We start from the raw sequence: 12810 nt of genomic DNA, 5'->3' as shown, positions 1-12810 counted from the left end.
ACTCAAGCTAACACAGTTTAAAAAGTTAAACAAGATTGATTTGAATTGTTGCTAAATATTTTATTTAGATATATTTTTAACCTTAAGGATTGTAAGGATTAAAATTATAATTAATGAAAACAGCGAAAAAAAAATCGTATTTATTACTTTGTATTGTGTTTTTCTTTTGGTATGCACAATACGTTTATATCCCTTATCAAACACCTTATCTTGCAGCCATAAATCTTTCAACTAATTTTATTGGTATGGTTGTGAGTGCTTATGGTATTTCACAATTACTGTTACGTTTACCCGTTGGTTTAATTGCTAATGTGAAAGAAAAGCATAAAGTATTTATAGTGTTGGGATCTTTTTTAGCTGGTTTTGCATCTGTTATTCGCATAATCCAATCCGATGGATGGGGATTTTTTATTGGTAATATTATTTCGGGTATTGCTAGTTCAACATGGATCTCATTTATGGTGTTATTCTTAGGTTTTTATCCTAAATCCAAAAAAAGTTATGCAACAAGTCTTATTATTATGGTAAATAATATAGGCGTATTTTTAGCATTTTTATCCAGTACGTTACTCTTTGAATCTTTTGGAATGAGGTTTATTTGTCTTTTAAGTTGCTTAAGTGGATTTATCGCTTTTATTTTGGCGATTAGGCTTAAATATCCTGAAAGAATTCATCATCAGTTTAGCTTTCAAAACTTATTTAAGGTTTTTTTAGATCCCAAACTGCTATTTTTTTCTCTGTTGGCCTTAATTCAGCAGGGCATACAAATGTCCACAACCATGTCTTTTACAAACCAAATACTCAGTGAACTTGGTGCCAACTCTGCTTTAATTGGTCTATCTTCAATTGTATATATGCTGTCATCTGTATTGTTTGCAAAAGTTGGAGCAAGTAGCTGGATAACCAAATTAAGCACCTCATCTTGGATCATCCTCTCTTTTCTTATGCTTGCCTTTTATTGTGTTTTAATACCGCAATTATCATCAAGTTATCTCATATTACTGTTGCAAATTATTCCAGGGATGGGGACAGGTATACTATTTTCACTATTAACTTTTGAAGCGATTTCAGATATTCCTTCTTATGCTCGTTCAACAGCGATGGGGCTGTTTCAAGCTATTTATGCACTAGGTATGACGGTTTTTCCAATCATTGTCGGTTATGTTAGTCTGCTATATTCAATGACGACGGCATATTTTTGTTTGGCGATTGTAGCGGTTTTGGGGGCTATTTTTTATTGCTTTTATTGCTCAAACAGAACAATAAAATCATAGTGATAATAAATATCTTTTAATAGCCATATTATGTTTTTCAGAATGGAAAATTGAATGCTATGAATTAGCCAAATATTTAGCTCTAAATATAAATAACGTTCAATTAATATTGTGCTAAAAACCAAGTAATCGCAATTAAATCGGCTGTACCACCGGGACTTAGATTGCGTTTTATAAATTCTTCATCTAACTGATTTAACCGTTCAAGACCATTAGCATCAGTCATTCCACCTTGTTCAATGAGTTTTCTCGCTTCATGTTGAGCGAAATTTAATCCGTCTAAACCGCCTCTAGATACTAAATTAGTATCTTGATTATAGGCAAGTAGATGTAACATTGCTTGCAGTAAACATGTTTCTTCATTGTAGCCATTATGTTTCATTGCTCGATAGATAGGCAGTGAGATAGTGCGAACCGTTGCATAACCTGATTCAGCTTCACCTCTGGCACCGGGCAAATTGTGAAGTTTAAAAAGTTTTTCACCTATTGAAGTGGTTGAATTATTTTGCTTAAGTTCATTGGTAACGATTCCTTGGCAAATAGCAGAAACTTGATCACAAATATTTTGTGTATTGATTGTTAAGCCTAGTTGTTCTAATTTGCCGATTGCACCTAGTAGCAGTCCAAAAGCAAAAATACCGCCTTTGTGAGTATTGACTTGATTTGTTGCTTGGTACATTGCTTGCTCACACTCAATACCAATCGGTCTAATGCCTGCTAAAAATTGTTGGTTATCTTGCAAAGCCGATGCTTTACCATATTGATAAAAACGTTCGAACCAGACACTGATTGCTTTGATACTTTGAACAAAAGTTTGGAAGTCCATATCACGATGTGCACCGCTATTATTCATATCAACCAATCCAGGTTTTGGCGATAGACAGACCTCTTTTATTAATGCTTTTGTCGCTAATTGTGCGGGTATACATTGATTATTATCACTGTTAAGTTCAAGTTCTAATAGTGCTATTTGCTGTGAATAATCACTCATTATCAATTATTACCTATAGGCAATGATGTAAAATCATTTGTTTGTGACGTAATGTTTGGATATCGCCAACTCATTGAACAAAATGGTTGGCGTACTTTTTATTTATTAAAATCAATAATTATTGTGGGATGGTGCTGCAAGTACTTCACGATTCCCATTATGGGCAGGAGGACTAATAATGCCTTCCGATTCCATTTGTTCAACAATTCGGGCTGCTCTATTATAACCAATACGGAATTTTCGTTGTACGCTAGATATTGATGCTCTTTGTGTTTCAACGACAAAATCCACCACTTGGTCAAATAGTGGATCGAGTTCTTCCTGAAACATATCCGAACTACCATTTTCACCGTCATCGGTCGCTACGGTCACATTCTCAATATATTTTGGTGTACCACGCGCTTTCCAATCTTGCACCACAGCGTGTACTTCTTCATCACGGACAAATGCGCCGTGAACACGAATTGGAATAGAACTATTCGGCGCTAAATAAAGCATATCACCCATACCAAGCAATGATTCTGCTCCCATCTGATCTAAAATGGTGCGCGAATCAATTTTACTTGATACAGTAAAAGCAATACGGGTAGGAATGTTAGCTTTAATTAAACCGGTAATCACATCTACCGATGGTCGCTGGGTGGCTAATACCAAGTGGATACCTGCAGCTCTTGCTTTTTGTGCTAATCTAGCGATTAACTCTTCCACCTTTTTTCCAACCGCCATAATAAGATCAGCAAATTCATCGACCATAACGACAATGTAAGGCAGTTTTTCCAGCATTGGTCTATCTAGATCCATACTGTCAGTAGGTTTCCAAAGTGGATCTGGGATTGGTTTACCCATATTTTCTGCTTCTTTAATTTTATCATTATAACCTGCAATATTGCGTACACCAAACGCTGACATAAGGCGATAACGGCGTTCCATTTCATTGACACACCAATTAAGTGCATTAGCTGCATCTTTCATATCAGTAACAACTTGGGTTAATAGATGTGGTATACCTTCATAAATGGATAACTCAAGCATTTTTGGATCTATCATGATAAATCTTACATCTTCAGGTTTTGATTTATATAAAATACTTAAGATCATCGCATTAACACCAACCGATTTACCTGACCCCGTAGTACCTGCAACAAGTAGGTGAGGCATTTTAGCTAAATCAGCAACCACAGATTGCCCCGAAATATCTTTACCAAGAACAACGGTAAGTGGTGATTGTGCATTTCTAAATTGAGGGCTATCAAGCACATCTCTAAAATAGACTGTTTGGCGATTTTTATTGGGTAACTCAATTCCCACATAAGGTTTACCCGGAATCACTTCCACCACACGTACAGATGGCATGGATAATGAGCGAGCTAAATCACGATCTAATGTTGAGATGCGTGCCGCTTTGATACCTGGTGCAAGTTCAATTTCAAAGCGAGTAATAACAGGTCCCGGTAAATAGTCAACGACTCTCGCTTTCACTCGATAATCAGATAAACTTTTTTCTAAAAGATTGGCCGTTGCATTTAACGCTGAATGATCGATTTCTATTCGCGTAGTAGGCGGTGCCGTCAGCAAATTTAACGATGGTAAAGGGGTTGTTGGTTTTGGCAAAGGTTTATCATTACGTCTTAATAAAGGGTGGATTAAGCCATCTTCTTCGCTTTCTTCTTCATTATTTTCATCGTTATCTTCATTAACTTGAACTTCATTTACTGGCTCTGCTTCAACCGTAAAAGTAGGAGATTGCGGTATTTCTTCAATCTGGTCAATCTCTTCTTCATTTAGATAGATATCATCAATAACAGGGTTCGCTTTTTTTAGCGATTCAATATCAACATCATAAGGTTGTTCTCTTTCAATGACTTTTTCTTTAAGTTCTTCATGTTCATTTTGATCATTAATTGTTGTTGAAAGATTAACTTTTGGTGGTGTTATTTCACTGATAGGCTCAAATGGTGTTAACTCAACTTCTTGGGTTTGCTCTATTTTAGGTGCTTGATAGCCTGATGTGAATAAAGGTTTGCTCGGTGCATCAGAAATTGTATATTTATTTTCTTCCAAAGCTTGCACTTCTTCAGATTTATCTGATTGCATGTCAGATGATGTTTTTCGCTCATTCATATTTTTTATGATTACTTCCATACGAGCTAAAATATCATTAGAGTCAGCCTCTTTTTTAGACTCATCACGAGTTGCTTGATTGGTTGAATTGACTTGATCTGTAGTTGTTTTTTCAAGTTCTTGTAATAATTGTTCAGCCGTTTTGATGAGTGTCTCATCATCCTTAAGGTTGTTGGATTCGACACGTTGTTCAGCTTTATCTGTATTAATATCATGCTGTATTTTTTCTTCACTTGCTATGATTGATGTTGATTGAGCGGTATCTGTATTTACCGTCTCGCTATCAAGAGGCATAGTTAATTTTGGTTCTTGTTCTTTGCCAACAACGGATAACTCTTTATCGGATTGTTGGTTGGTATTTATTATTTGGTTGGTTTTACGTGATAAAATTAACTTTGAGAATGGCGTAATGAGCCACATAACCAAAGCACCTAATTTTTCCATTAAGTAAAACCAAGATAATCCAGTTAATAAAGTGATGCAGGCAAGACTGGTAATTAATAATGCCAATGAAGTGGTTAGGGCATTCATTACCGGTAAAAGACTTTCAATTACAATTGCACCTAAATATCCTCCAGCATTGAATTGTTCTGCATCACGAATATTTAAAGCAAAGAAACCTGTGCTGCTGAAAATAAACGCTAAAATACCAATAATGCGAAATGACAAACTAAAGTAATTGATAGGAGCATTGGGGTTACGATAATAGTAGACCACCATTTGTGAGCTAAAGAATATCGAGATAAAAGGGATACTGAAAGCAATAAAACCTAGGAATTGGAATAAAATATCTGAAACATAGGCGCCAATGATACCACAATAATTACTGATTGGATTGTGCCATGCAGTACGAGACCATCCAGGATCAGATGGATTATAAGAATATAAGGATAAAAATAGACAAACCGATAATCCTATAATTGCCAGTAAAATGAATTGAGTGATTATCTGTTTTCTTGTTGTTTTTGACTTTTTCAAGTACGTACCTAAACAATTGCAACAGTTAAAATTGTTAGCATTTTATCATAAATTGCACCCTCTCACAGAGTGAATAAACCCTAAAGCATCATTATTCTTGTTGGTATTAATCAATCGGTGATAGAGTTTTGCTAAATTTTTGTCCATTTTGAACATAATTTAGAGCATTTTGTTTATTAGCAGCAATTTCAGCTTCAGTGAGTTTGCGAATAATTTTGGCTGGTGACCCCATAATTAAACAACCTTCTTCATAAGGTAATGAATGTGTCACTAATGAATTGGCGCCAACTAAACAATTTTTAGCAATTCTCGCATTATTTAAGATAGTACTTCCCATACCGATTAAAACATTATCCTCGATGTGACAACTATGAAGAATAACGTTATGACCAATCGTTACATTTTCACCCACAATACAGGGTATATCGGTTTCAATATGCACCGTACAATTATCTTGCACATTGCTATTTTTGCCTATATAGATTGGTGCAATATCACCGCGTAAGACAGCATTAAACCAAATCGATACTCCTTGCTCTAAAACCACATTACCAATAATATCAGCCGATTTGGCAATAAAACAATGTTCATGAATTTGTGGACATAAATCCCCTAATCGATAGATCATCGTTATTTCCTTTTAATATTTCTGATTTTTAAAAATAAACCGACTGCCAGAAAATTACATAAAACCATGGAGCCTGTCATTAGCCATTCAGAACTATTGTCTGAAACTGTCGTTACTGTTGTAAGATTTGAGACCAAGAATGATAGTGATATACCAACGGCTCCCGCTACTGCAAATCGAATTGTGCCAGCAAGTGAAGAGGCCGTTCCTGCGATATGTGGGTAAAAATCTAAAATAATAGCCATACTATTTCCACCTATGGTTGACATACAGCCAATATATCCAGCAATACAGATAACTAAATAGATGAAACCTAAATTAAATAATGTCACGATCATAAGTCCAATTGCCATGACAAATTGGATAAAAAGACCTAACTGCATCATTTTAAATGAACCTACATGTTTAACCAAACGGCTATTTAGGGTATTCATAAACACCATAACAACAATATTAAGTGCAAAGTAATAACCAAAATGTGTGGATGCAACACCATGCAGGTTCATGTAAACAAAAGGTCCCAAACTTAAAAATGAGAATAAACCTGCACCAGCAAAGGCGCCTATCATCATATAAGCTAATACTTGTCCATGACGGAACAACGTAATGAAATTACTCAAAATACGGGTAAAACTAAATTTAGATCGTTTTGCCTTTGATAATGTTTCTGGAATAAAGGTGATAACTAAAGCCAGCCCAATTAGTGCCGTTAGACTGATAGTGTAAAAATTAGCTTGCCAATTAAACCAATATAGAATAAATCCACCAATAATCGGTGCAAGGAGTGGAGCAACATTGGATATCAGCATGACAAATGACATCATTTTAGAAAATTCATCGCGATCACGATAAATATCTTTCATTAATGCATTAATTACTATTGATGTTGCAGCGGCAGCAATACCGTGAAAAAAGCGCGCGGTAATTAATTGATTGATATTCGATGCAATACCACAAATTAATGCGGCAACTATAAAAATAATTAGACCCGCAATTAAAACGTAACGCCGTCCGTAACTATCAGTAATAGGGCCAAATAAAAGTTGTCCAAAAGAAAATCCTAATAAATAACAGCTAATAGTAAGTTGTACCGTTGCATCGGCTACATTAAAATCTTGCGCAATGGTTGGCATGCTGGGTAGATACATATCTATGGATAATGGCATTAACATAGATAATAATCCAAGAATTAAAATCAGTTTTTTTTTGGAAATATTAATTCCTAACTGTAAATGTTGATCTTGCACCTAGTAAGTCCTGTATCTGTTCTAACCTGAAAGTTAATTAATGTGTTATTTAAAAAACGATAACGTTACATGCAATTTTGTAAGAGATTTTGAAATATTAATTCTTCGTTTAAATACTTAAAGTATTTAAATTTGTTAAGTATCTTAATTTTGATTAAACGAATTGATTTCATCTTGGGTAAGGGGACGGTATTCACCCTCAGGAATATCGACCTTAATATTACCTATTTGTTTACGATGTAATGCAACCACATGATTATCTACAGCCGCAAACATACGTTTAACTTGATGATATCGTCCTTCGCTAATGGTAAGCTCCGCATGGAAATCATCAATAATATTTAATTTAGCTGGTTTAGTTAGTGATTTCTCACTTTTTAATTGAATTCCATTGTTAAAAATTTCAATGAGATCTGCGGTTAATGGGTGTTCAACTGTCACAAAATAGATTTTTTCACAATGATGTTTAGGAGAAGTAATGCGATGTGACCACTTACCATCATCAGTCAATAATACCAATCCGGTTGTATCAAGATCCAATCGACCCGCGGCATGAAGTTTTTCAGGCATAGGCTCATCAATAAAATAAAGAATTGTGGGGTGATCCGGATCATCAGTTGAACACACATAACCTTGGGGCTTATTTAGCATAAAATAGCGGTTATTGGTCACAGGTGTAATCTCATAACCATCATATTCAACTATCTGTTCGGGTGACAATTGATAAGCACCTGATTTAATAATTTCACCGTCGACCGTGACTTTTTTCGCTTTTAATTCTTTATTAACAATCGTTCGACTGATGCCGAGATGATGAGCAAGAAACTTATCTAATCGCATAAATTATGAATATTCCTGTATTACTTTAAAGGGGTATAAATATCAAAACGGTGATTTTTCGTTTTAATTTCTGCTGTTGGTTTTTGGTTAGCTAAAAAAGGTGCATAACTAGGACGTTTAACCACCACTCTTTTGTTGGCTAACTGTCTTGCTGGCTCGAGCAAACTGTCTGAATCATCATCGCTGCCCACTAATTGTTGAAATATGCGCATCTCTTTTTTGACTAGTGCACTTTTGGTTCGATGAGGAAACATAGGATCAAGATAGACCACATCTGGTTTTTGAGTGTAAGTGCATAATCCATCAATACTTGAGTGATAAATCAAACGTAAATGTCGCTGTAACCACGCACCAATATTTTCATCTAAATAAGCACGCCGTAGACCATCTTCTAGCAGTGCAGCAACAACAGGATGACGTTCAAACATAGTGACATGACAACCAATAGCGGCAAGTACAAATGCGTCGCGACCCAGTCCAGCGGTGGCATCTACAACCGTTGGTAAATACTCACCTTTGACGCCAACCGCTTTGGCAATCGCTTCACCTCGTCCTCCGCCAAATTGACGACGATGTGCCATAGCGCCAGATACAAAATTGACGCATATTGAGCCTAATTTTGGTTCGTCGTTTTTTTGTAATTCGAGTTTATTGTTTTGATTTACAAGTGTGAACGGCAGATCGGTATGCGTGGCCAACCACTGCTCAGCAAATAACTTTAGCTGAGCAGTATCTGTATTACTTAATTCCATAGTGACGAAGCAATGCCTCAAGTTGTGGTTCACGACCACGGAAATTTTTAAATAACGTCATTGGTTCATCGCTGCCACCTTGTGACAAGATATTGTCAAGAAAAGCATTACCCGTGTTAGTATTGAAGATACCTTCTTCTTCAAATCGTGAAAATGCATCAGCCGACAATACTTCTGCCCATAAATAACTATAGTAACCAGCAGCATAACCACCTGCAAAAATATGACTGAAAGCGTGTGGGAATCGACCCCATTCAACCGTTGGAACCACAGCTACTTGTTGTCGTACTTTTTTAAGTGTTTCTAAAATATCCGGATCTTTCTGACTGTGTAACGTAAAGTCAAATAAGCCAAACTCTAATTGACGTAAAATAAATAATGCTGCTTGATAGTTTTTAGCGTCCAACATTTTATCTAGCATCTCTTTTGGTAATGGCTCACCAGTTTGATAATGTCCAGATATAAACGAAAGTGCTTCAGGCTCCCAGCACCAGTTTTCTAAAAATTGACTTGGTAATTCTACCGCATCCCAAGGTACACCATTAATACCTGCAACACCCGGTACTTCAATTTCAGTTAACATGTGGTGTAAACCATGCCCAAATTCATGAAATAGGGTAGTGACTTCGTTATGGGTAAATAACGCAGGTTTATCACCAATAGGTCGGTTAAAATTACACGTTAAATAAGCAACAGGATTTTGTGTATGACCATCCGCAAAGTGCATACGACCAATACAATCATCCATCCAAGCTCCACCACGTTTATGTTCGCGAGCATATAAATCAAGATAGAAGCTACCTTTTAATTCACCATTAGCAGTATACAGATCGTAGAATTTAACTTCAGGGTCCCAAACATCAACACCTTTGCGCTCTTTAGCGGTAATGCCAAAGATTCGATGTACGACTTCAAATAAACCGCTAATTACACGTTGCTCTGGGAAATATGGTCGTAACTCTTCATCATTGATGGTGTAAAGGTGCTGTTTTTGTTTTTCGCTGTAATAAGCGATGTCCCATGGTTGTATATCACTGGCACCGAAAAATTCGTAAGCGTAACGTTTAAGTTCAGCAAGTTCTTTTTCGCCTTGTGGTTTGGCTTTAGAAGCTAGGTCGGTAAGAAATTCCATTACTTGCGTGGTAGATTTTGCCATTTTGGTCGCAAGTGATTGATCTGCATAGGTCTTAAATCCTAATAATTGAGCAAGCTCATCGCGTAATGTCAAAATTTGTTGAATGATTTTAGTATTATCCCATTTGCCAGCATTTGGACCTTGGTCAGATGCTCGGGTATTATAAGCTTGATAGAGTTCAAATCGTAGATCACGGTTATCACAATAGGTCATCACGGGAAGATAACTTGGGATATCTAAAGTAAGTAACCAGCCTTCTTCACCTTTAGCTTTAGCCTGTTCTTGGGCTGCGACAAGGGCACTTTCAGGTAGACCCGATAAGGCTTTAACATCCGTAATTAATTTTGACCATCCCATAGTTGCATCTAATACATTATTGCTATAGGTTGATGATAATTCTGATAGTTTCGCAACAATTTCACCATAACGTTTTTGTTTTTCATCTGGCAGCCCAATGCCTGATAATTCAAAATCACGTAGGGCATTATTAATAACTTTTTTCTGAGCTTTGGTTAGTTTGGCGTATTGTTCACTTTCTTTAAGTTGTTTATATGCCTGATATAAAGGTTTATGTTGACCAACCCAAGTGCTGAATTCAGAAAGAAGTGGTAAACATGCTTCATAAGCTTCGCGTAATTCAGGGCTATTTTTGACCGAGTTTAGATGACTAACAGGTGACCATGCACGACTAAATTTTTCATCCACTTCATCAATTGGTTGAATTAAATTTTCCCAAGTATATTGGCTGTTTTGTTTTAATACTGTTTCGATCGTATTTCGGCTGTTTTTTAATGTTTCTTGTATGGCTGGTAAAACATGTTCTGGCCTAATCTTCGAAAATAGGGGTAATGGTGCATTTGTTAATAATGGGTTAGTCATGTTGCGATACCTTATGTACATTGATATTTTCTATTAATAGAAAATAATATTGAGGCAAAAAATGTTTATTCAAGGGTTAATAAGAATCATTCTTATAATCCTATTAGTTTGCGCTCACGTTGCCATTCAGTGGGAGTATAAGTTTTTATGGATAGCGCATGGATACGATTATCATTAATAAATTCTGCTAAAGGTGCGTAAATAGCTTGTTGTTTTTTTACACGGCTAAGATCGGCAAATAATTCTCCGACAGCAATAACTTGAAAATGACTTCCATCATCGGTCATTACATGAATATCGTCAAGTTCAAGTGAATTTCTTAATTTATTTATAATTTCTTGTTTATCCATTAGTTATACTCATCATTAATATAAATTATACGTTTTAATTTTTGTAAAAAAGTTTCAGGTTATGGGGGTGTTTCAGTATAAAAATCCAATATATTAATCATCAATGACATGTTGTAAATCATATAAAGTGATTAATGTTTGTAATTGTGGATTAATATTTTTTAGTTTTACACAATATTTAATACAAAAATAGACTAAAGTCGCGAGTCCTGAAGAATCAACTCGAGTGAGCTCACCTAAATTAATGTATTTAACACCATTTAATGTAGAGCTTTGCGTTGTCCATAAATCATTTAAAGAGTGAACATCAAGTTCACCCTGTAAGTACAATACATCTTGTTGTTTATCTGTTTTGATTCGCGACATTATAAAATAGCCTTTTTATTTAGCGTTAGGATCAATATTGCGATTTGATAGATCATTTAATTGTTTGGTTAATTCATCAATACCTTTTTGGCGCAGAATAGTTGCCCATTCGTTTTGTTTAGTGGTAACCATGCTTACCCCTTCCGCAGTTAGGTCATAGGCTTTCCATTCACCTGTTACAGTATTTTTTCGCCATTGGAAATCAATACGAATAGGTTGTTGATTTTTGTCTGGCTGATTTAATAATATACGGATTGAAACAAGTGATTTATCACCTAAATCTTTTGATTTTTCAACTTGATAAGTTTGTCCATTGTACATCGAAAGTGCTTGAGCAAATGCTTGTACTAAATAGTTTTCAAATGCATTGAAATAAGCTGTACGCTGTGCATCTGTCGCTGATTTATATGCATTACCTAAGATTAATGCTCCTGCATATTTAACTTGTACGTAAGGCAGTAAATCCGTTCTTACAATATCTTTAAGTTTGTTCGGATCGGATTTAAGTGTTGAAGACTCTGCTTTCATTGTGTTAAAAATTTTGTCTGCTGCAACTTGCATATCTTGATATGGATCGTTTGCAAATGCCGTAGCACTTATCATTAAAGTAAGTACTAAGAAAAAGGTTTGTTTAAATTTGGTTAACATAGTTACTCCTTGCTGTCATTAGTATCTTGTTTTTTGTCTTTATCCGATGATCCACCCGCACTATATAAAAATTGTCCAATTAGATCTTCAATGACCACTGCTGGTTTTGTGTTATATATAATAGAACCATCTTCTAGATAAGGATGATTATCTTCTTGATTAGGACTATCCGTACTTGATGAAGATGTCGGTGCATCTAAAGCATCAATATCATTTATTGTGCCTTGATCTAATCCAAAGTTGATATCAATAAATTGTTCACCTAATAAACCTGATGTTTTAATTGAAAGTGAACTTAATTTTGGAATTTTATTATATTGAGTGTCTAAATCCATGGTTACCCACGGTTTATAATCTTCATTGTTCGTGGTTTTTAAGCTAATATCACTGACACGACCAATAACAACCCCACCAATTTTAATTGGTGAACGTACTTTTAAACCACCAATATTATCAAATTGTGCATAGACTCTATAAGAGTTATGACTAACAAAAGATGTTGGGTCAGTTACTCTAAAGCATAAAAATAGTACTGAGACAATAACCAGCACCATAAATAATCCTACTGTAATTTCTACTTTACGACTCATGTTTAATGACC

General features: G+C 35.4%; 12 protein-coding genes. 1 reads left to right on the top strand and 11 read right to left on the bottom strand.

Annotated elements, in window-relative coordinates; translation table 11 throughout:
- Positions 1-113: 113 nt before the first annotated feature.
- Positions 114-1274, top strand: coding sequence for an MFS transporter (locus tag AC5LW9_RS12110; RefSeq protein ID WP_198226858.1), 1161 nt, complete (start codon positions 114-116; stop codon positions 1272-1274).
- Positions 1275-1377: 103 nt separating this feature from the next.
- Here the strand turns inward: AC5LW9_RS12110 and citG are convergent, their stop codons facing one another.
- The 11 genes from citG to mlaD all read right to left on the bottom strand — a co-directional run bounded on the left by citG (position 1378) and on the right by mlaD (position 12799).
- A complete protein-coding gene (citG, locus tag AC5LW9_RS12105; protein WP_493455979.1) occupies positions 1378-2265 on the bottom strand; it encodes a triphosphoribosyl-dephospho-CoA synthase CitG in 888 nt (295 codons plus the stop codon).
- Between the two features lie 111 nt (positions 2266-2376).
- Positions 2377-5364: a DNA translocase FtsK 4TM domain-containing protein gene (locus tag AC5LW9_RS12100; RefSeq protein WP_198226862.1), complete on the bottom strand. Its 2988-nt coding sequence runs from the start codon at positions 5362-5364 to the stop codon at positions 2377-2379.
- Positions 5365-5470: 106 nt separating this feature from the next.
- Positions 5471-5992: a gamma carbonic anhydrase family protein gene (locus AC5LW9_RS12095; protein ID WP_198226863.1), complete on the bottom strand. Its 522-nt coding sequence runs from the start codon at positions 5990-5992 to the stop codon at positions 5471-5473.
- 2 nt (positions 5993-5994) lie between these two features.
- Positions 5995-7164 carry a Bcr/CflA family multidrug efflux MFS transporter gene (locus tag AC5LW9_RS12090; RefSeq protein ID WP_493456623.1) on the bottom strand — a complete coding sequence of 390 codons (1170 nt, stop codon included), beginning with the start codon at positions 7162-7164 and terminating at the stop codon, positions 5995-5997.
- Between the two features lie 219 nt (positions 7165-7383).
- Positions 7384-8079, bottom strand: coding sequence for a 16S rRNA pseudouridine(516) synthase RsuA (gene rsuA / locus AC5LW9_RS12085; protein WP_493455978.1), 696 nt, complete (start codon positions 8077-8079; stop codon positions 7384-7386).
- 20 nt (positions 8080-8099) lie between these two features.
- Positions 8100-8831: a class I SAM-dependent methyltransferase gene (locus tag AC5LW9_RS12080; protein ID WP_493455977.1), complete on the bottom strand. Its 732-nt coding sequence runs from the start codon at positions 8829-8831 to the stop codon at positions 8100-8102.
- On the bottom strand, positions 8818-10845 hold the full coding sequence (prlC, locus tag AC5LW9_RS12075; RefSeq protein WP_334323967.1) for an oligopeptidase A: 2028 nt from the start codon (positions 10843-10845) through the stop codon (positions 8818-8820). Before prlC ends, AC5LW9_RS12080 begins: the two co-directional genes overlap by 14 nt.
- 92 nt (positions 10846-10937) lie before the next feature.
- Positions 10938-11195 (bottom strand): BolA family protein, encoded by a 258-nt coding sequence (locus AC5LW9_RS12070; RefSeq protein WP_065738590.1) that lies wholly within the window; start codon positions 11193-11195, stop codon positions 10938-10940.
- A 93-nt stretch (positions 11196-11288) separates the two neighbouring features.
- Positions 11289-11561: an STAS domain-containing protein gene (locus AC5LW9_RS12065; protein ID WP_198226868.1), complete on the bottom strand. Its 273-nt coding sequence runs from the start codon at positions 11559-11561 to the stop codon at positions 11289-11291.
- A 15-nt stretch (positions 11562-11576) separates the two neighbouring features.
- Positions 11577-12209 carry a phospholipid-binding protein MlaC gene (gene mlaC, locus AC5LW9_RS12060; RefSeq protein WP_198226870.1) on the bottom strand — a complete coding sequence of 211 codons (633 nt, stop codon included), beginning with the start codon at positions 12207-12209 and terminating at the stop codon, positions 11577-11579.
- Between the two features lie 2 nt (positions 12210-12211).
- Entirely contained in the window at positions 12212-12799 is a 588-nt protein-coding gene (gene mlaD / locus AC5LW9_RS12055) for an outer membrane lipid asymmetry maintenance protein MlaD (RefSeq protein WP_198226872.1), read from the bottom strand.
- Positions 12800-12810: the final 11 nt, after the last annotated feature.

It is taken from the genome of Gilliamella sp. LMG 34360, from assembly GCF_984568995.1.
This window is presented reverse-complemented; position numbering and strand designations above follow the sequence as displayed.

Coding starts and splice junctions, on each gene's coding strand:
- AC5LW9_RS12080 (WP_493455977.1), bottom strand. CDS start 8,831: ATGGAATTAAGTAATACAGATACTGCTCAGCTAAAGTTATTTGCTGAG.
- AC5LW9_RS12090 (WP_493456623.1), bottom strand. CDS start 7,164: ATGTTAATGCCATTATCCATAGATATGTATCTACCCAGCATGCCAACC.
- mlaD (WP_198226872.1), bottom strand. CDS start 12,799: ATGAGTCGTAAAGTAGAAATTACAGTAGGATTATTTATGGTGCTGGTT.
- rsuA (WP_493455978.1), bottom strand. CDS start 8,079: ATGCGATTAGATAAGTTTCTTGCTCATCATCTCGGCATCAGTCGAACG.
- AC5LW9_RS12095 (WP_198226863.1), bottom strand. CDS start 5,992: ATGATCTATCGATTAGGGGATTTATGTCCACAAATTCATGAACATTGT.
- AC5LW9_RS12065 (WP_198226868.1), bottom strand. CDS start 11,561: ATGTCGCGAATCAAAACAGATAAACAACAAGATGTATTGTACTTACAG.
- citG (WP_493455979.1), bottom strand. CDS start 2,265: ATGAGTGATTATTCACAGCAAATAGCACTATTAGAACTTGAACTTAAC.
- mlaC (WP_198226870.1), bottom strand. CDS start 12,209: ATGTTAACCAAATTTAAACAAACCTTTTTCTTAGTACTTACTTTAATG.
- AC5LW9_RS12070 (WP_065738590.1), bottom strand. CDS start 11,195: ATGGATAAACAAGAAATTATAAATAAATTAAGAAATTCACTTGAACTT.
- prlC (WP_334323967.1), bottom strand. CDS start 10,845: ATGACTAACCCATTATTAACAAATGCACCATTACCCCTATTTTCGAAG.
- AC5LW9_RS12110 (WP_198226858.1), top strand. CDS start 114: ATGAAAACAGCGAAAAAAAAATCGTATTTATTACTTTGTATTGTGTTT.